This is a genomic window from Serratia sp. CY84636 (assembly GCF_052166245.1).
GTDB lineage: Bacteria > Pseudomonadota > Gammaproteobacteria > Enterobacterales > Enterobacteriaceae > Serratia > Serratia nevei.
In genome coordinates this window covers 212776-231001 of the sequence record NZ_JBJNOX010000001.1, presented here as the reverse complement: position 1 = coordinate 231001, position 18226 = coordinate 212776, and the positions used below count along the sequence as shown (strand labels likewise).

General features: G+C 59.8%; 17 protein-coding genes and 1 other RNA gene. 3 read left to right on the top strand and 15 right to left on the bottom strand.

Annotated features, from left to right (window positions below; genetic code table 11):
- Positions 1 to 21: 21 nt before the first annotated feature.
- From gspF to ffs, 8 genes are all read right to left on the bottom strand, one after another.
- Positions 22 to 1233 carry a type II secretion system inner membrane protein GspF gene (gspF, locus tag ACJ8QI_RS01170; protein ID WP_442531969.1) on the bottom strand — a complete coding sequence of 404 codons (1212 nt, stop codon included), beginning with the start codon at positions 1231 to 1233 and terminating at the stop codon, positions 22 to 24.
- On the bottom strand, positions 1223 to 2719 hold the full coding sequence (gene gspE / locus ACJ8QI_RS01165; protein ID WP_060440571.1) for a type II secretion system ATPase GspE: 1497 nt from the start codon (positions 2717 to 2719) through the stop codon (positions 1223 to 1225). The genes gspF and gspE overlap by 11 nt, the downstream gene beginning before the upstream one ends.
- Positions 2716 to 4605 carry a type II secretion system secretin GspD gene (gspD, locus tag ACJ8QI_RS01160; protein ID WP_442532126.1) on the bottom strand — a complete coding sequence of 630 codons (1890 nt, stop codon included), beginning with the start codon at positions 4603 to 4605 and terminating at the stop codon, positions 2716 to 2718. The genes gspE and gspD overlap by 4 nt, the downstream gene beginning before the upstream one ends.
- A 126-nt stretch (positions 4606 to 4731) precedes the next feature.
- A complete protein-coding gene (locus tag ACJ8QI_RS01155; RefSeq protein WP_072265459.1) occupies positions 4732 to 5235 on the bottom strand; it encodes a type II secretion system protein N in 504 nt (167 codons plus the stop codon).
- A gap of 30 nt (positions 5236 to 5265) precedes the next feature.
- Entirely contained in the window at positions 5266 to 5751 is a 486-nt protein-coding gene (locus tag ACJ8QI_RS01150; RefSeq protein WP_060440572.1) for a winged helix-turn-helix domain-containing protein, read from the bottom strand.
- Positions 5752 to 6154: 403 nt separating this feature from the next.
- Positions 6155 to 6649, bottom strand: coding sequence for a FidL-like protein (locus ACJ8QI_RS01145; protein ID WP_442531968.1), 495 nt, complete (start codon positions 6647 to 6649; stop codon positions 6155 to 6157).
- Entirely contained in the window at positions 6634 to 7431 is a 798-nt protein-coding gene (locus ACJ8QI_RS01140; RefSeq protein WP_060423389.1) for a winged helix-turn-helix domain-containing protein, read from the bottom strand. Before ACJ8QI_RS01140 ends, ACJ8QI_RS01145 begins: the two co-directional genes overlap by 16 nt.
- A 359-nt stretch (positions 7432 to 7790) precedes the next feature.
- Positions 7791 to 7887: signal recognition particle sRNA small type (gene ffs, locus ACJ8QI_RS01135), an RNA gene on the bottom strand.
- 156 nt (positions 7888 to 8043) lie between these two features.
- Here ffs and ACJ8QI_RS01130 point away from each other — a divergent pair.
- On the top strand, positions 8044 to 8358 hold the full coding sequence (locus ACJ8QI_RS01130; protein WP_033642088.1) for an MGMT family protein: 315 nt from the start codon (positions 8044 to 8046) through the stop codon (positions 8356 to 8358).
- A 64-nt stretch (positions 8359 to 8422) separates the two neighbouring features.
- Here ACJ8QI_RS01130 and ACJ8QI_RS01125 read toward each other — a convergent pair whose 3' ends face one another.
- Complete coding sequence (locus tag ACJ8QI_RS01125; protein WP_016928846.1) at positions 8423 to 8914, bottom strand: YbaY family lipoprotein; 492 nt, start codon at positions 8912 to 8914, stop codon at positions 8423 to 8425.
- A gap of 231 nt (positions 8915 to 9145) precedes the next feature.
- Here ACJ8QI_RS01125 and tesB point away from each other — a divergent pair, with 231 nt between their 5' ends.
- Positions 9146 to 10009: an acyl-CoA thioesterase II gene (gene tesB / locus ACJ8QI_RS01120; RefSeq protein WP_004940320.1), complete on the top strand. Its 864-nt coding sequence runs from the start codon at positions 9146 to 9148 to the stop codon at positions 10007 to 10009.
- A 90-nt stretch (positions 10010 to 10099) separates the two neighbouring features.
- Here tesB and amtB read toward each other — a convergent pair whose 3' ends face one another.
- The 5 genes from amtB to ACJ8QI_RS01095 all read right to left on the bottom strand — a co-directional run bounded on the left by amtB (position 10100) and on the right by ACJ8QI_RS01095 (position 16140).
- Positions 10100 to 11386: an ammonium transporter AmtB gene (amtB, locus tag ACJ8QI_RS01115; RefSeq protein WP_442531967.1), complete on the bottom strand. Its 1287-nt coding sequence runs from the start codon at positions 11384 to 11386 to the stop codon at positions 10100 to 10102.
- Between the two features lie 36 nt (positions 11387 to 11422).
- Positions 11423 to 11761, bottom strand: a complete 339-nt coding sequence (gene glnK, locus ACJ8QI_RS01110; protein ID WP_004940327.1) for a P-II family nitrogen regulator — start codon at positions 11759 to 11761, stop codon at positions 11423 to 11425.
- Positions 11762 to 12039: 278 nt separating this feature from the next.
- The gene (smdB, locus tag ACJ8QI_RS01105; protein WP_055312256.1) at positions 12040 to 13818 is read right to left on the bottom strand and encodes a multidrug efflux ABC transporter permease/ATP-binding subunit SmdB; all 1779 of its coding nucleotides are present in this window, start codon (positions 13816 to 13818) and stop codon (positions 12040 to 12042) included.
- The gene (gene smdA / locus ACJ8QI_RS01100) at positions 13811 to 15586 is read right to left on the bottom strand and encodes a multidrug efflux ABC transporter permease/ATP-binding subunit SmdA (protein WP_038876191.1); all 1776 of its coding nucleotides are present in this window, start codon (positions 15584 to 15586) and stop codon (positions 13811 to 13813) included. The genes smdB and smdA overlap by 8 nt, the downstream gene beginning before the upstream one ends.
- 92 nt (positions 15587 to 15678) lie before the next feature.
- Positions 15679 to 16140 (bottom strand): Lrp/AsnC family transcriptional regulator, encoded by a 462-nt coding sequence (locus ACJ8QI_RS01095; protein WP_004940330.1) that lies wholly within the window; start codon positions 16138 to 16140, stop codon positions 15679 to 15681.
- 122 nt (positions 16141 to 16262) lie between these two features.
- On the opposite strand from ACJ8QI_RS01095, the gene ACJ8QI_RS01090 reads away from it, so the two are divergent.
- Entirely contained in the window at positions 16263 to 17303 is a 1041-nt protein-coding gene (locus tag ACJ8QI_RS01090; RefSeq protein ID WP_442531966.1) for a PLP-dependent cysteine synthase family protein, read from the top strand.
- Positions 17304 to 17363: 60 nt separating this feature from the next.
- On the opposite strand, the gene cof is transcribed toward ACJ8QI_RS01090, so the two are convergent.
- A complete protein-coding gene (gene cof, locus ACJ8QI_RS01085; RefSeq protein ID WP_033647299.1) occupies positions 17364 to 18188 on the bottom strand; it encodes an HMP-PP phosphatase in 825 nt (274 codons plus the stop codon).
- Between the last annotated feature and the right edge of the window lie 38 nt (positions 18189 to 18226).

Below are 18226 nucleotides of genomic sequence, written 5' to 3'. Positions count from 1 at the left end.
TACTCTCCATTAACGGCATGATTAGCCGACCATATTATTGAGCTGCAATATCGGCTGCAGGATGGCCAAAATGATAAACAGCACCGAACCGGCCATCGCGATCACCAATAAAGGCTCAAACAGCCCCAGCGCCAGCGTGACTTGCCGGCCGAAGGCCTCCTGCTGCATCGTCGCCGCCCGTTCGAGCATCATGTCCAGCTCACCGCTGCGCTCGCCGGACATGATCATGTGCCGCATCATCGGTGAGAACAGCGCGGTGCCCTCAAGCGACGGCGACAATCCTTCGCCCTCCCGCACCCGCTCCATCGCCGCCAGCAGCCGTTCGCGGGCGGCATCGTTGCCCAACACGCCGGCGCTGATGCGCATCGCCTCCAGCAACGGCACCGCGCTGGCGTTCAAAATGCTCAGCGTTTTGGCGTAGCGCGCCGTGTTCACCGCCAGCGACAGCTTGCCGACCACCGGCAACCGCAGGATGAACGCATGCCAGCGCACGCGCCGCGCCGGATCCCGCAGGCGATAGCGGAACGCGCCAAGGCCCGTCAGCACCGATATCAGCGCCAACGCCCCCCATCGGCGCAGCCCGTCGCTGGCGCCGAGCAGCATCCGGGTCGACAGCGGCAAGGTCTGCTTCATATGCACAAACTGTTCGATCACCTTCGGCACCACCGCCGTCAACAGGATCGCCACCACGCCGATTGCCACCGTCGTCAGCACCATCGGGTACACCAGCGCCTGCACGATTTTGTTCTTCATTTGCTGGCGCTGTTCGACGTAGTCGGCCAGCCGTTCCAGCACCGGCGCCAGATGGCCGGAAATCTCACCGGCGGCCACCATGGCGCAATAGAGGCGGTCAAAAATCTGCGGATGCTGACCCAGCGCCTGCGCCAGCGGAAAGCCCTCCAGAATGCGCTGCCGCACCTGAGCCAACGCCGCCTGCAGACCTTTTTTCTCCGTTTGCCGCGCCACCGCCATCAGCGCTTCCTCCAGCGGCAGCGCAGCGGACAGCAGCGTCGCCAGCTGCCGGGTCAACAGCGCCACATCGCCGCTGCTCACGCCGCTCATCCAGTGGCCGGCAAACATGCCGGCGAAAGCGGGCCGCCTGCGTGCTTGCACCGCCAGCACCTGCCACCCCTTTTCACGCAGGCGATCGCGGGCGTGGCGCAGAGAATCCGCCTCCAACACGCCGCGCTGGGCGCGCCCCTCACGATCGCAGGCGCGATAATCAAACTTCATCGCCGTCCCCTTCGCGCGTCACTCGCAGCACTTCCTCCAGGCTGGTCTCCCCGGCGCGCATTTTGGCGATCCCATCCTGGCGCAGCGGCAGATAGCGTTCGGCGGCCAGTTTCGCGATGTCCAGCTCGCCGTCACCGCGATGGATCGCCATGCGCATCGGTTCATCCAGCACCAACAGTTCGTGCAAGCCGATTCGGCCGTGATATCCCTGCCCGCCGCAGGCCTCGCACCCCAACGGGCGCCAGCAGGTCACCGCCGGCGTCGGTGGCAGCCCCAGCAGGCGCCGCTGCGCGTCAGATAACGCATAAGGCTCGCGGCACTGCGGGCACAGCCGGCGCACCAGGCGCTGCGCCAACACGCCGCTGAGCGAACTCGAAAGCAGAAACGGTTCGACCCCCATGTCCCGCAGCCGGGTCACGGCGCCGATCGCCGTGTTGGTATGCAGGGTCGACAGCACCAAATGCCCGGTCAATGAGGCCTGCACCGCGATCTGCGCCGTTTCGCCGTCGCGGATCTCACCGATCAGCACCACGTCGGGATCCTGACGCAGCAGCGCGCGCAGCCCGCGCGCGAAGGTCATGTCCACCTTGGGATTCACCTGCGTCTGCGCAATGCCGGCCAACTCATACTCGACGGGATCTTCGATCGTCATGATGTTGCGCTGTTCATCGTTGATCTGGCTCAGCAAGGTATAGAGCGTGGTGCTCTTGCCGGAGCCGGTCGGCCCGGTGACCAAAATGATGCCGTGCGGCTGGCGGATCAGGCGCAGCAACGCCTGCTGGTGCGCCGGCGCCATGCCCAGGCTGGGCAGTTCGAGCCGCACGCCCTGTTTGTCCAACAGGCGCATGACCACGCGTTCGCCGTGGCTAGCCGGCATCACCGACACCCGCACGTCAATCGCCCGCCCGCCGACCTTCAGCGCCATGCGCCCATCCTGCGGCACGCGCTTCTCGGCGATATCCAGCTTCGACATCACCTTGATGCGCGACACCAGCAGCGCCGCCAGCTTGCGCTGCGGCGCCAAAATCCGCCGCAGCGCGCCGTCGATGCGAAAGCGGATCACCAGCTCGCTCTCGTAGGTTTCGATGTGGATATCGGAGGCGCGCTCTTTGATCGCCTCGCTCAGCAAGGCGTTGATCAGGCGGATAATCGGCGCATCGTCCTGTTCGTCCAACAGGTCTTGCTGCTGCGGCAGCTCCTCGGCCAGCGCGTAAAAATCCAGTTCGCCGCCCAGGTCGTCGATCATTTTCTGCGCCTGGCCGCTTTCCTGCTGGTAGTGCGCCACCAGCCGTTGATCAAAAGCCTCCGCCTCCAGCCGGGCCAGCGCCGGCTCGCCGGGCAGGCAGCGGTAGGCCTCCATCAATGCGGCGTGGCTTGTGTCAGGGTGACAATAAATCTGGATACCGTGCTGCCCGTCAACGGCCAGCACGCCATGCTGGCGCGCCCAGGAAAAAGGCAGCAGCGGCCCCGCAGAACGGGGCTTCACGGGCGTGCTCCCCGCGAATAAAACGCGTCGATACTTGCAACGGTGGCGAGAAACGCCCGATTGTCGAGCGCCTTCTTATCGCCGGCGATCTCGCCGCGCAGTGCGTCATTCAGCTCACGATCGTCCTGCTGTTCGGCGTCGAAATTGCCTAACTTGCGTTGGCTCTGCCGGGCATATCCCTCGGTGCTGCGAATGATGGTCGGGCGGATAAACAGCATCAAATTACGCTTGCTCGCTTTGGTGGCGGTCGAGCGAAACAGCGCCCCCACCAGCGGGATCTTGCCCAGGATCGGCACGCTGCTCTCCAGCTCCGAGTTGGACTTGTCCAACAGGCCGCCCACCACTACGGTTTCGCCGCTGTCCACCAGCACCGTGTTGTTAACCGTGCGGATATTGAAGGTCGCCCCCAGCGAATCCGGCGTAGCGCCGGCGCTGTCGGCAACGCTGGAGACCTCCTGTTCGATCTGCATCAGCACGGACTGGCCCTGGTTGATCTGCGGTTTGACCTTGAGTTTGATCCCCACCGTCTTGCGCGACACGGTATTGAAGACGTTATCGCTATTGGTGGTTTGCGAACCGGTCAGGATCGGCACATCCTGCCCGACGCTGAATTCCGCCTCGGCGTTATCCAGCGTGACGATGCTCGGCGTGGCCAGGATATTATTTTGGTTGTTGCTGGCGATGGCGGTCAGCAATACGCCCCAGTTACCGCTGTAGAAACCGGTCATCAGGCCGTTGGCCTTGCCGAACACGTCGCTCATGCCGTTTTCGAACCCCGCCGACACCCCGGGTATCTGGCCGGCGAACTGCGTGCCACCACCGTATTTGTTGGCCCACTGCACGCCGATGTTCAGCCCCTGCCCATCCTGCACTTCGACGATCACCGCTTCGACCAGCACCTGCGCGCGGCGCACATCGAGCTTGGCGACCACCGCCTCCAGATCGCGCATCACATCCGGCGCGGCGGTGATGATCAGCGCATTGGTCTGCTCATCGGCCTTGATCACCACATTTTTCAGCAGCGCCACGTTGGCGGCGGCGCTCTCCTTCTCATTTTGCAGGCCCGCACTCACGCCGGTCAGCACCTCGACCAGGCTCTGCGCCTTGGCGTATTTGAGAGGGATAACCTGGGTATTGCCCTGGGTGACGCTCTTGTTATCCAGCTGGTCAATCAGTTCTTTGGCGTGTTCGCGGCTCCGATCATCCCCGGCGATCATCACGCTGTTGGTCCGCTCATCCGCCACCAGCCGCAGCGAGCTCGCGCCGGCCGTGCGCCGTTTGCCCTCTTCGCGAAACAGTTCGTTCACCATGCGCGCGATCTCCGGCGCCGCCGCATGCTTCAGCGCGAGAGTTTCGACCCGATTGCCATCGTCCTGATCCATCTCCCTGACGAGCTCGAGCAGGCCATTGACCACGCTGGCCCGGCCGGTGATCAACAACGCGTTTCCCTGCTCGTAATGCGCCACGCTGCCCACGCCGATGCTGTCGTTGAGCTGGCGCAATATCGGCGAAACGTCTTTGGCCGCGATATTGCGCAGCGGTACCACGCGCATCACCACTTCATCCCCTTCGGCGATCGCCTCGCCGCCGTTTTGTGCCAGCGCGGCTCTTTTTCCCTCTTTGGCGGCGATCACCTTCAAGACGTTATTGGGCATGCCGATGACCGTATAGCCATAGACATCCAGCACGTTGAGAAAGAACTGGTAATACTGCTTCTCGTCGAGCTGTTCATAGCTGCGCACCGTGACCTTACCTTTCACCGCCGGATCGATAATGATGGTTTTGCCCAGGTTTTTACTGACCGTATTGATAAATTCCTGAATGTCCGTGCCTTTGAAATTGGCGGAGAATTGCTCCGCGCGCGCCGCGCCAGCCAGCACAATCATGACGGCCACCGCCGCTAACGCGCGCCATAAGCCGGCGCTCCAGCCTGGGCCGGAACGATAAATAAAATGCGTAATCACAATGTCGCCTTATGCTATAAAACACCCCGCGCCGAAACGGCGCGCCGGCTACTCTTTAAACGTCAGCGTGGCGTAATAGCCGTTTTCATCGAGCAGTATTTTATTTTTCACTATCCGCACGATGACGGCATTGCTGCCGGCCAGACGGTCGCCAACGCCATAACCGGTTTGCTTGCCGCCATGCTCGACGATGACCAGGCTTTTTTTGGCGTTATCGCTGAACAGCAAACCCGCTATCTTGCCAAGCGCAGCGGCTTCCGGTGCGTTAGCCAGCAGCTCGGCACCGATCGCCCATTCGCCGACTTTATACCCGTGCGCCTTTTCGCCGTCTTTCGCCGCTTGATAGCGGCCAAACCAGTGCGCGTCATTAATTTTTCCGATGTCCTCTTCCTGAGGAAAGACAATATGGCGCCCCGGCCCGGGCGCGTTTTCACGGCTCGGCTCAACGGGCGCGCCATCCCCGGCCATCATTCGCCATCCCAGCTGGAGCATGAACGCCAGATTCGTCAGAAAAAAAAGAAGCATAAAAAAGTCTATCAACCGTTTGCTCACGGCACCCCCGGTTATTCAACGGCGCCAACGCTAAGCGGAAATACCGACCACCATCGCGACGGAAAACAGCAGCGTGATGACCAGAGCCACTTTATAATTCACGGCGTCCAGCCACGTTCGCCGGCGCTTATTAGCCGATGATGACGGGCATTCCCCCTGCAAATTAGCGGCCGCACGCTCGCAGGCTTGAAAGCTCAACATCACGCCAAATCGGGGAATGGTCTTGATCACCTCGCCAGGAATACCGTGGCGGGAGAGCAAAGAGCGGCATTGGAATATCATCTGATAATAGTTATTGTCGCTGATGGTCTCATGGTTGCAAAACCAAACCGCACGAATAATGTCGTTCTTCTTATAAATACCGCTCAACAGGCACAGCATGAAGCGCCGCTGTAATTCGGTCATTTCAATGAGCACATTCTCTTTTTTAAACAACAGCGTTTTTTCATTGTTGTTTAATATTACCAACTCATTTTCCAACAGAGTCTCGTTCAGGGCAATGTTATGTATGTCCATCTCTCGCCTATCAGTTTAATGAAGTTCAAAGGCCCTCTGTGCCATCACCTTTGCACGCATGCGGCGAGATGCATTTTCAATGAAAATTAATGGTTCGCCGTTTCAAGAGCGGCCTCAATTAATCATGCGAAAAACATTCATGCAACTTATTTCTTTAAAATAAACAATATAAAATTAATATGGTCACATCATATTGCCTTAGATTCATTAAATCATTTAAAAACATGACGATAGCAGGTTTTATAAAATAGCTAAACCACCATTAAATTTGATTAATGATAAAGAAAATAGACATTCACGCATAATAACCCATGTTATTAGTTGCGTGCTAAAAAGGCAGGAGGCGAGGATGTAAAGGGTAACAGAAATACACCTTAAGCTCACATAAAAAACGAGATAAAAATCAGGATTCGATATTACATAAAAACATCGGCGAGTAGGCATTGCTGAACATCAACGTATTCTTGTCTACGCTGCGAATATGATAAAACGTCGATTCATTGCTGAAAAAGTAAGTATACACCTCTTCCGGCAAGGTATCGCGCGGTGAATAATTCACCTCACCATAGTGGAAACGATAGAAACTGCTTTGCGAGACATAGCTGAAATTAACCCGTCGGTTGACGAAATACTTTTCTTCACCGTCGTTGGCCAGGCCCGACAAGATCATCACGCCCTTATCGCCCGACAAAAAGATGTAGTTTATTTTTAGCGACAGCTGGATGTCATCGTGTGCCGCCTGCGCGTCCAGCGAATTGAAATAATTGAACGTGGCGTTCGCTTCGCAGGAAAAATCACCGAACTCATGATGGCTGCGAACCAGGGAATACACCACGCTGCCAGTCAACACGCACAGGCCGACCAGCGTGGCTGACAAAATATTTAACTTTTTTTCCATGCCCGGATGTACTCGCTCTCACAATTATGCAAAACGGCCGCACTGTCCTTCGTGCATTTGGCGATAAACTGGCGTCCGCTGTCTTCATTGGCATTATGAGAACGGTTAACCTTGGTAATGACAATCTCACCGGGGCGGCAACGCTGGCCATAAAGATCCTTCCTGACCAAGAACTGCAAATAGTCGTCCTGATGATTCTCCAAAAAATGGCCGGCATAGTAGATCGGGCAGCCGTTTACCGTCCCCACGTAAGACAATACCTGCTTCTTTTCACTGTCGCGATGATGTTTGTAATAGATAAAGCACAGCGCCAGAAAAGATAATGGCACGACGATCGATAAGCTGCGCAGCAGAATAAAAAAATAGTGGTGGGTGTTTTTTGACGTTGCGGTCGGCGCAGCCAAGGGAACCGGGGCATCGGCAAGCGGCGGGGGATCGGGTAAATCAATCCGCAGTCGGTCGATCGGTATTATTCTATTGAGTCTATACCCCTTTTTAGAGAGGGTAACGATCAGGCGTTCATTGAAACCGACAGACGTCAATGCCCGCCGCGTCAGGCTGATATATTGATTCAACGTCGCCGAAGAGGCGCTCAGGCCGTGATCGGTCCACACCTGCTGCAACAGCGTATCCCGGCTCACCGCCTCGTGGCCATGCTCAAGCAAACATTTGAATACTCTAGAATTAACGCTGGATAAGAAAACTTCCCGTCCCTTCTTTATACTCTTCAATGAACCGTTTTCAGTGTTAAATGTAATATCTTTATCAATGATATAAATCATGTTCAGCCTGACAGCGCACACGGGTTATTATTTAAACTTATTCAGCGAGTTCGACGACCGCCGCGAAGCGCGGATAGTTTTTTCGCACAGAGAATAAACAATACTAACGCCATCCCAACAGGCGTGCAACTTTAAGAATTTTCCCTATGCCTGCGCCATTATTTGCCCCACAAATAACGATATAAACGCTATTTTTTTCGCCGTCATCGGATCTGTTGGCAACCCTATAGGGGGAGAAGGGCAAAAACGGCGCAGAGGAAAAGACGCTCGCTCGCGACGTGCGAAATGACGCTTGTGCAGCTTGTCGACAGGAAGAATAACGGGGAAAAGCGTTTTTGCGGGCCGCAAATGGGTGGGGACCCTGCCAGCTACATCCCGGCACACACGTCACCTGCTGCGGCTGCTTCCTTCCGGACCTGACCGAGTTCACAAGTTAGTGTTGCGGGAGAACCAACAGGGCCCCCATTGACGGCTTCTGTACTCCGAAGCGGTGGGCATTATCGGCGATGCCCTATCAAATAGCAAGCCAACCGGGACCAACCGCTGTTTTCTTACCCACCTGCGCTGTGGCACACTCTCCGCCTGGGTTTTGACTCGCGCAGGAACAGCAACATGCAACCAGAAGACGCCTCTTTCAGCCAGCGGGTATTCCACATCGTGGCCGCCATTCCTTACGGCAAAGTCACCACCTACGGCGAAGTTGCCCGGCTGGCCGGTTCACCGCGCGCCGCACGTCAGGTCGGCGGCGTGCTGCGGCGTTTGCCGGAAGGCAGCACGCTGCCCTGGCACCGGGTGATCAACCGCCACGGGCAGATATCGCAGCAGGGGGAGGATTTTCAACGGCAGCGGCAGGCATTGCTGGCGGAGGGGATTATTTTCGGCCCGCACAGCACGGTCGATTTCGATCGCTACGGCTGGCGCTGGTAAAACAAAACAGCCTTTGGCCGAAGCGCAAAGGCTGTTGATTTCATCTTGCTGTACCGCAGTAAGATTACTGCATGGCGGTTGGCGCAGCCTGAATCGGCACACCCTGAACCGGAACCAGCAGCAGATCGGCACGGGTGCCGTTGCGGTTGACCACTTCCTGGATGGTGTCGGTAATAAACATCAGTCGCCCGTTGACCGTCACCGCCGCGCTCAGAATGATACGCGCATTCGGTTGGATGTCGGACGGGTTATACGGCAGCGTAAAGCTGAACGGCGCCTGTTGCCCTTCAGTGCGTACCGCGCGCTGTGCAATCACTTTAGACGGCGCATCCGCCAGCGAGGCGTCAGAGAGGGTGACCGTCAGTACGGCGTCCGGCGGCAGCGCAATGCGCTGACGTATATTAACCGAACCTGTCACCGCCGGGCCCTGAATCTGCGTTTGCGCAGCCGCCGGGTTACCGGCCGCCTGTGTAGGCACATCAGCACTCTTTTGCGCGCATCCTGCCAGCGTGATCGTCAGTGCCGCGGCACCGCCTACGATTTGCCAGAGTTTCATGGATCGGTCTCCTTTTTTATTATCAACATGTTGGTGGCTTTCACCACCGCACCTATTAAACTTAGCACAAAACACTGACAAATCCACTTTGCTCCACCTATTAATCACTTAGCCTGTCCAAAGCGCCCACTATTAAGAGCATTCTCATCGGCTCCATAACGCAAGATGTTGACGCCGCGCCGTGATATTCCGCACACTGCGCAAAATGATTATTAGAAAGGTAACAACTTTATGAGCCAGGCATTGCAAAACCTCCTCGATCTGCTGGATCTGGAGAAAATCGAAGAAGGGCTGTTCCGCGGCCAGAGTGAAGATTTGGGGCTGCGCCAGGTGTTCGGCGGGCAGGTGGTCGGCCAGGCGCTGTACGCCGCCAAGCAGACGGTGCCGGACGAACGCAGCGTGCATTCGTTCCACAGCTACTTCCTGCGCCCGGGCGACAGCAGCAAGCCTATCGTTTACGACGTGGAAACCCTGCGCGACGGCAACAGCTTCAGCGCGCGCCGCGTCAGCGCCATCCAGCACGGTAAACCTATCTTCTATATGACCGCCTCCTTCCAGAGCCCGGAGGCGGGTTTCGAGCACCAGAACCTGATGCCGGACGTGCCGCCGCCGGAAGGGCTTCTGTCCGAATCAGAGATCGCCCAGAAGCTGGCGCATATGCTGCCGGAAAAAGTGCGCGAAAAATTTATCGGCCAAAAGCCGATCGAAATGCGCCCGGTGAAATTCCACAACCCGCTGAAAGGCAGCGTGGAAGAACCGCATCGCTACGTCTGGTTCCGCGCCAACGGCAGCATGCCGGACGATCAACGCATCCACCAATACCTGCTGGGCTACGCGTCGGACTTTAACTTCCTGCCGACCGCGCTGCAGCCGCACGGCGTCGGCTTCCTCGAGCCGGGCATGCAGGTGGCCACCATTGACCACTCCATGTGGTTCCATCGCCCGTTCCGCATGGATGACTGGCTGCTGTACGCGGTGGAGAGCTCCTCCGCCTCCGGCGCACGCGGCTTTGTACGCGGCCAAATCTACACCCGCGACGGCGTACTGGTCGCCACCACCGTGCAGGAAGGGGTGATTCGCCAGCGCGACGCCTGATCTGCAGCATAAAGAAAGGGGCGATGTTTCCATCGCCCCTGTCGGCTTCATCATTATTTTAGTCTTTAGCGCACTGCCCTGCTTCGAGTCTTATTGGTTGTAGGCGCTCTCGCCGTGGCTGTTGACGTCCAGCCCCTCGCGTTCCTGCTCTTCCGGTACTCTCAGGCCCACCATCGCGCCCGCAATCTTGAAAGCGATAAAGGCGACGACGCTCGACCACACCAGCGTGATCAGCACGCTCACCAGCTGGATCCAGGCCTGATGGCCCATCGTCACCCCTTCGGCGTAGCCGGTGCCGCCCAGTGAAGAGGCGGTGAACACGCCGGTCAGCAGGCAGCCGACGATGCCGCACACCCCGTGCACGCCGAACACGTCGCAGGTGTCGTCCACCTTCAGCCATTTCTTCAGCGTCACTACGCCCCACAGGCCGGCGACGCCGCCCACCAGGCCGATGATCAACGCCCCGCCCACGCCCACGGTGCCCGCCGCCGGCGTCACCGCAACCAACCCGGCGATCATGCCGGAGCAGGCGCCCAGCAGCGAAGGCTTGCCGCGCAGCACCCATTCGGCGAAGGTCCAGGAGAGAATGGCGCCCGCGGTGGCGACCACGGTATTGAGGAATGCCAGGGCCGCAATGCCGTTGGCCGCGCTGGCGGAGCCGGCGTTAAAGCCGAACCAGCCGATATACAGGATGGACGCTCCGGTAAACACCATCGGCAGGTTGTGCGGTTTGAAGGCCTCTTTACCGAAGCCGGCGCGCTTGCCGATCAGGTAGGCACCAATCAGCCCGGCGCTGGCGGCGTTGATGTGCACTACGGTACCGCCGGCGAAGTCCAATGCGCCATCGGTGGCCAGGTAGCCGCCGCCCCACACCATGTGCGCGATCGGCAGATAAGACAGCGTGAACCACACAATCGCGAAGATCAGCACCGCCGAGAAGCGAATGCGTTCGGCGAAGCCGCCCACCACCAGCGCGACGGTGATACAGGCGAAGGACGCCTGGAAGGCGACGTGGATCATCTGGCTGATGCTGCCGGTGACGCTGTCGATGCCGATGCCTTTCAGCATCGCCGTTTCGAACCCGCCAAATACCGCATTGCCCTCGCTGAACGCCAGGCTGTAGCCATACAGCACCCACAGCACGCAGACCAGCGCGAAGGTGACGGTGACCTGCGTCAGCATCGACAGCACGTTTTTGCCGCGCAGCAGGCCGCCGTAAAACAGCGCGATGCCCGGCAGCGTCATGAACAGCACCAACGCGGTGCAGATCATCATAAAGGCGTTGTCGGCCTTATCGGCGACCGCCGGGGCGGCCAGGGCCAAAGAAGGAACCAGGGTTACCGAACTCAGGCCCAACATGGATAACAGTCTTTTCATTATCAATCCATCCCCATCACTTAGCTGAGTTCGCGGTTACAGTGCCGATTCGTCGGTTTCGCCGGTGCGAATGCGGATCACGCGTTGCAACTCGGCAACGAAAATTTTGCCGTCGCCGATTTTGCCGGTGTAGGCGGCTTTGCTAATCACATCAACCACCTCATCCAACTGATCGTCAGCGATGGCGATGTCGATTTTGACCTTGGGCAGGAAGTTGACGTTATATTCGGCGCCGCGATACAGCTCGGCGTGCCCCTTCTGGCGGCCAAAGCCCTTCACTTCGGTTACGGTCAACCCCTGAATGCCCACGGAGGACAGAGCCTCGCGCACGTCCTCCAGCTTGAACGGTTTGATTACCACGGTCACCAGCTTCATATTGCCCCTCCACGAATTAAACCCAAACTCACCCCTGGTACGCGTCATATGTAGCAAGGCCTGTGCCAGATTTGATTTTGCATGACGATTCAGCGGATTAGCGGGAACGCGGGCACCATCAGGCCGCGGCGCCATACCGATACCCTGAATTGATTAAATATCGCGCACTGATTTGGTGCACATCGCGTCGAAAAAGTGCAGAAAGGGGGCATGGCGCAGGCGGGTTGCCTGCTTGTGGTGCGTGGGAAAAAAAGAAGGGCCGCGATCGCGGCCCATGCTCAGGCGGGTTGGCTCTCTTCGCGCACCGCTTCCGCCAGCTGCTCGCCCGCCAGCTGCAGCTGATACATCTGGTAGTAGCGCCCCTGCTGCGCCAGCAGCTGCTGATGGTTGCCCTGCTCTACCGCCTGGCCGCGATGCAGCACCAGGATGGAATCGGCATCGACGATGGTCGACAGCCGGTGGGCGATCACCACCAGCGTGGTGTGCTCGCGGATCGCACGCAGCGCGCGCTGGATCGCCTGTTCGGTGCCCGAGTCGATATTGGCGGTCGCCTCGTCGAGGATCAGGATCTGCGGCGCCTGCACCAAGACCCGCGCCATCGCCAGCAGCTGTTTCTGCCCGACGGACAGGTTATTGCCCTGCTCTCCCAGCCGGGTGTGAATACCCTGCGGGAAGCCGCGCACCAGACTCGCCAGCTGCACCGTTTCCAGCGCCTGCCACACGGCGTCTTCCTCGATGTTGCGCCCCAACGTAACGTTGGCCAGCACCGAATCGGCGATCACCACCGGATCCTGCTGCACCATCGCCACGCCCTGGCGCAGCGTGCGGTGCGACAGGCTGGAGATCGGGCGGCCATCGAGACGCACTTCCCCCTCGCTGACCGGGTAATAGCCCATCAGCAGGTTGGCCAAGGTGCTCTTGCCGCTGCCGGTATGCCCGACCAGCGCCACGAAGCCGCGCGAAGGCACCGCCAGCGAAATGTGCTGCAGCACCTTTTTGTCCGCGCGGTAAGCGAAGCTCAGATCGGTGATGTCGATGCGGCCACCGGCCAGCGGACGATCGTCGGCGCCGTAACTCTGCTGGCTGCGATCCATCAGCTCGAAAATGCGTTCACCGGCCACCACCGCCTGCTGCAGGATCGACTGCTGCGACGTGAGCTCGATCAGCGGTTCGTTCAGGCGCCCCAGGTAGTTGATGAAAGCGTAGAGTACGCCGACGCCAATCACGCCTTCACCGCTGAAGCCGAACAACATCAGCAAGCCGCACAGCACCAGCGCCGAAAACAGGCTGAGCAGCGGCCGCAACAGGAAACCGTCGAGCCGCAGGGTCTGCATGCGCGCAAGATAATGCGACTGGCTGGCGGCGCTCATGCGCTCGCCGAAGCGCACCTGCTGGCGGAACTGCTGAATCACGCCCATGCCGTTGATCACTTCGTTGAAACCGTCGTTGATGTCCGCCAGATAACTGCGCACCCGGCGCACAATCGGCGTGCTGTAGTATTGATAGATGCCCATCACCACGAACACCGCCGGGAAGATGCAGACCGCCACCAGCGCCATGCGCCAGTCGAGGCTGAACATCGCCACCAGCATGGCGCCGATCAGCGCGGCGCTTTTCAGCACCGTGGAGACCACCATCACGTACAGATCCTTGATCACCTCGGTGTCGTTGGTGACGCGCGAGATCAATTGCCCGACCGGTTGCGTGTCGAAGGCGCTGAGCGGCTGGCGCAGCGCGGCGTCCATCACGTCGGTGCGCAGCCGCTGGACCACCCCCACCGCCGCCTGGTTGAACAGCAGCGCCTGGAAGTAGTGCAGCGCCGCCGCCAGCAGCTCCAGCAGAATGTAAGCCGCCGCCAGCCCGCCGACGATCGTCAGCGGCAGTTGCCCTTTGGCGACGTAATTATCGATAAAATAGCTCACCAGGATCGGCCCGGCGACTTCCGCCGCCGCCGCTATCCACAGCATCAGCACCGCCAGCCCCAGCGGTTTGCGGTACGGCGAGCCATAGGCCAGCAGCCGCTTCAGCGTCGGCCACAGCTTTTGCACTTTATTCATCGGCCAACGCCTCCTCGCCGTTTTCCGGCGCTTCATCCAGCGCCGCTTCCAGCTGCTGATAACGGTACATATCGCGATACCAGCCCGGCTGCGCCGCCAGCGCCGCCGGATCGCCGCGCTGCGCAACGCCGCCGTGCTGCATCACCAGGATCTCGCTGGCTTCGGTCAAGGCCGACAGCCGGTGCGCGCTGATGATCACCGTGCGATCTTGCCCCCAGCTGCGCAGGTTGTGCAGGATCTGGTGTTCGGTACGGCCGTCCACCGCCGACAGCGCGTCGTCGAGGATCAGGATCTCCGCATCCAGCAGCAGCGCACGCGCAATGGAGATACGCTGTTTCTGCCCGCCCGACAGCATCACGCCGCGTTCGCCCACTTCGGTGTCATAGCCCTGCGGCAGCCGCAGAATGTCCTCATGGACGCTGGCCAACCGCGCCGCCTGTTCGATCTGCGCCTGCGTCGCCCCCGGATGGCCCAGCGCAATGTTGTTCGCCACGGTATCGGAGAACAGGAACGGCGTCTGGCTCACCACCGACAGCCGCGAACGCCAGTCGTCGAGTTTGACCTGCGGCAACGGCAGGCCGTGATAGCGGATCTGCCCTTGGTCGACGTCGAACTGGCGCTGGATCAGCGACAACAGCGTCGACTTGCCGGCACCGGTCGGCCCGCACAGCCCCAGCATCTGCCCCGGCTTCAGCGTCAGCGCCACGTCATGCAGCGCCGGATGCGGGTTTTCCGGGTAGTGGAACGCGCGGATATCCACGTCCAGCACGCCGCGGCCGGCCGGCAACGCCTGCGGGCCGTCCTGCACCGCCGGCGCCTCGTCGAGCAGGCTGCGGATGCGGCTGTAGGCCGCGCTCCCGCGTTCGACGATGTTGAACATCCAGGCCAGCGCCAGCATCGGCCAGATCATCAAGCCGAGATACATCACAAAGCTGGTCAGCTGCCCGAGCGTCAGCGACCCGTTCACCACCATCCAGCTGCCGCCGCCGATGGCCAGCAGGTTAGAGGCGCCGATGGCGATATAAATGGTCGGATCGAAGCGCGCATCCACCCGCGCCACGTGCATGTTCTTGGCGCCGGTCTGCGCCGCCACCTCGGCGAAGCGGTTGGATTGGTGATCTTCCAGCCCAAAGGCCTTGATCATGCGGATGCTGGTCATGCTTTCCTGCGCCTGATCGTTCAGGCTGGAAAACGCCGCCTGCGCCGATTTAAAGCGCTGGTGCAGCTGGTCGCCGTAATATTTGATGGCGATCGCCATCAGCGGCATCGGGATCAACGCCAGCACCGTCAGCTGCCAGCTGATTTGGGTGCTCATCACCACCAGCACCACCAGTCCCATCACCAGCGAGTCCACCAGCGTCAGCACGCCTTCGCCGGCGGCGAACACCACGCGGTCCACGTCGTTGGTAGCGCGCGCCATCAGATCGCCGGTGCGGTGGCGCAGGTAGAACGCCGGGTTTTGCCGGCTGAGTTGGCGGTAAAAGTTTTCGCGCAGCTCAACCGCCAGTTGGTAGGAGGCGCCGAACAACAACACCCGCCACACATAGCGCAGCAGGTAAACGACGATCGCGGTGCCGATCATCAGCCCGAGCCAAGCCATCAGCACGCCGGTAGACATTTGTTTTTCGGTGACGCCGTCCACGATGATGCCGACCAGCTTAGGCGGCAGCAGTTGCAGGATGGCGATGACGATCAGCAGCACCACCGCCCCGAGGTAGCGGCGCCACTCCCGGCGGAAGTACCAGCCGATTTGAGCAAATAATCTCACGCAGTTTGATTCCAGGGTTTTATGGGATTTGTCTCTTTTTCTGCTTCAGCAGAGCAGGATACCACCGTTGAGCCGCCCGTCCGGTGAACTTTTCACTCCGGCACCGGCAGCGCGGTGGTGTATTTGATTTTTTCCATGGCAAAGCTTGAGGTGACATCGATGAGGCCCGGTACGCCGTTCACCAGACGCTTATAAAAGCCGTCATAGCTTTTCATGTCCGCCACTTCGACCTGCATCAGATAGTCGTACTCCCCCGCCATGCGGTAGAACGCCAGCACCTCGGGCATCTGGCTGGTCAGTTGCACAAACGCCTGATACCACTCGCTGCTGTGCTGCTGGGTCTTGATCAGCACGAACGCCGTCAGCCCCAGGCCGAGCTTTTCGTTATCCAGCAGCGCCACCCGGCCGCGGATATAGCCCTCGTCTTCCAGGCGCTTCAGCCGTTTCCAGCACGGCGTCGAGGTCAAATTGACCGCATCGGCCAGCGCCTGCAGCGACTGGGTGCAATCTTGCTGCAGCATGCACAGCAGCTTACGGTCTGTTTTATCTAACATAGCGGCCACCAGGAGAAAAATTTTCTCTCATTAGGCGATTAAACAGGGAAAATGGCAATCCTTTTTTCCTGCCGACAGGCTATGCTACGCCATAAACCAGCCCCCTATTTTGAGGCCAAATCATGACAAACTCTTGGGTAAAATATGCTATCGGTGAAATAGAAGCGGATTTTCAGCGCTCCGCCGATACGCACCTGATTCGCCTGAACCTGCCGGCGTTTCCAGGCATCTGCCTGTATTTGAAGGACGAGAGCACCCACCCGACCGGCAGCCTGAAACACCGCCTGGCGCGCTCGCTGTTCCTTTATGGCCTGTGCAACGGCTGGATCACCGAGAACACCACCATCATCGAGGCCTCTTCCGGCAGCACCGCGGTGTCCGAAGCCTACTTCGCTCGTCTGATCGGCCTGCCGTTCATCGCGGTGATGCCATCCTGCACCGCGCGCCGCAAGGTGGAGCAGATCGCCTTTTACGGCGGCCGCTGTCACTTCGTCGATCACGCCGCCCAGATCTACGCCGCCTCCGAACAGCTGGCGAAAGAGCTGAACGGCCACTATATGGATCAGTTCACCTATGCCGAACGCGCCACCGACTGGCGCGGCAACAACAACATCGCCGACAGCATCTTCCGCCAGATGGCACGCGAACCTTTCCCGGTGCCGAAACACATCGTGATGAGCGCCGGCACCGGCGGCACCTCCGCTACGCTGGGGCGCTACATCCGCTATCAGGGGCACGACACCCAATTGACGGTGGTCGATCCGGAAAATTCGGTGTTCTATGACTGCTTCCACCACGGCGATCGCACCCTGATCGGCAGCTGCGGCAGCCGTATCGAAGGCATCGGCCGCCCGCGCGCCGAGCCGTCGTTCATCCCGTCGGTGGTCGACAACATGCTGCAGGTGCCGGATGCCGCCAGCGTCGCCACCATTCACTGGCTGGAAGGCGTGTTAGGCCGCAAGGTTGGCGCCTCCACCGGCACCAACGTCTGGGGTGCGCTGCAGCTGGCGAAACAGATGCGGGAAAACGGCGAGCAAGGGTCGATCGTCACCCTGCTGTGCGACAGCGGCGAGCGTTATCTGGATACCTATTACAACCCGGAATGGGTCAGCAACAACATCGGCGATCTGCAGCCGTATCTGGCGCAGCTGGCGGATTTGTAACGCCAGGCTCCGGATAAAAAAAAGCCGGGTAGTCATACCCGGCCGGCTGTAAGGAGAACCTCATTCTTCGGGGGAATAGGTGAGGCAAGGTGAACGCAGCCAATGTTGTAAATAGTGGGCCACCGCCTGTTGCTGGCAATGGCCGATAACCGGTAGCTGCGGCAGCAGGGATTTCAGCTGCGGCAGGGCGTTGCCCATCACCACGCCGTGCCCCACCGCCCCCAGCATCTCTTTGTCGTTCATCGCGTCGCCGAACGCCATGCAGTCGGCCATCGTCAGCCCCAGATGGCGGCTCAGCCGGTCCAGCGCCGTGCCTTTGTTGCAACCGAGCGGCAGCACTTCCAGACAGTCGTAAGCGGAAAAGCACAGGTCTGCCTCGTCGCCCAGCTGTGCCCGCAGCTGCACCTGCAACGCCAGCAGCTCCTCGTGCGGCGCGACAAAGCACACCTTGCTGTTGCCGAACGCCGGCAGGCGGCGCACGTCAGCCAGCTGAAAACGAAAGCCGCTCAGGTGGTGCGCCCGCAGCATCTCTTCCGGCACGGGAAACTCGGTCAGCCAACCTTCATCGCGGAACACATGCATGCTGGCGCGGGTGCGCCAATGATGATGCAGCACCTCTTCGGCGACCGCCGCCGGCAAATCGGTGGCGTGCAGCTGTTGGCCGCGGTTGTCATACACTCGCGTGCCGTTGCCGGTGATCAGGTAACCCTGCAGCCCCAGCTGCGCCATGATCGGCTGCGCGTCGAGGTAGTGCCGCCCGGTGGCGAACGTCACCACCATTTCCCGCTCTACCAGCTGGTTCAGCACCGCCAGCGTTTCCGGGCCAACCCGGTGATCCGGCATCAACAGCGTGCCGTCCATATCGAAAGCAGCCAGGCGATACATAAAGACCTCTTGAATGTGAACGCGATTACAATCCGTGC

Bases quoted from the DNA above. Each gene is read 5' to 3' on its own strand.
- gspF (WP_442531969.1), bottom strand. From the start codon at position 1,233: ATGAAGTTTGATTATCGCGCCTGCGATCGTGAGGGGCGCGCCCAGCGC.
- gspD (WP_442532126.1), bottom strand. From the start codon at position 4,605: ATGATTGTGCTGGCTGGCGCGGCGCGCGCGGAGCAATTCTCCGCCAAT.
- ACJ8QI_RS01150 (WP_060440572.1), bottom strand. From the start codon at position 5,751: ATGGACATACATAACATTGCCCTGAACGAGACTCTGTTGGAAAATGAG.
- ACJ8QI_RS01145 (WP_442531968.1), bottom strand. From the start codon at position 6,649: ATGGAAAAAAAGTTAAATATTTTGTCAGCCACGCTGGTCGGCCTGTGC.
- ACJ8QI_RS01140 (WP_060423389.1), bottom strand. From the start codon at position 7,431: ATGATTTATATCATTGATAAAGATATTACATTTAACACTGAAAACGGT.
- ACJ8QI_RS01130 (WP_033642088.1), top strand. From the start codon at position 8,044: ATGCAACCAGAAGACGCCTCTTTCAGCCAGCGGGTATTCCACATCGTG.
- ACJ8QI_RS01125 (WP_016928846.1), bottom strand. From the start codon at position 8,914: ATGAAACTCTGGCAAATCGTAGGCGGTGCCGCGGCACTGACGATCACG.
- tesB (WP_004940320.1), top strand. From the start codon at position 9,146: ATGAGCCAGGCATTGCAAAACCTCCTCGATCTGCTGGATCTGGAGAAA.
- amtB (WP_442531967.1), bottom strand. From the start codon at position 11,386: ATGAAAAGACTGTTATCCATGTTGGGCCTGAGTTCGGTAACCCTGGTT.
- glnK (WP_004940327.1), bottom strand. From the start codon at position 11,761: ATGAAGCTGGTGACCGTGGTAATCAAACCGTTCAAGCTGGAGGACGTG.
- smdB (WP_055312256.1), bottom strand. From the start codon at position 13,818: ATGAATAAAGTGCAAAAGCTGTGGCCGACGCTGAAGCGGCTGCTGGCC.
- ACJ8QI_RS01095 (WP_004940330.1), bottom strand. From the start codon at position 16,140: ATGTTAGATAAAACAGACCGTAAGCTGCTGTGCATGCTGCAGCAAGAT.
- ACJ8QI_RS01090 (WP_442531966.1), top strand. From the start codon at position 16,263: ATGACAAACTCTTGGGTAAAATATGCTATCGGTGAAATAGAAGCGGAT.
- cof (WP_033647299.1), bottom strand. From the start codon at position 18,188: ATGTATCGCCTGGCTGCTTTCGATATGGACGGCACGCTGTTGATGCCG.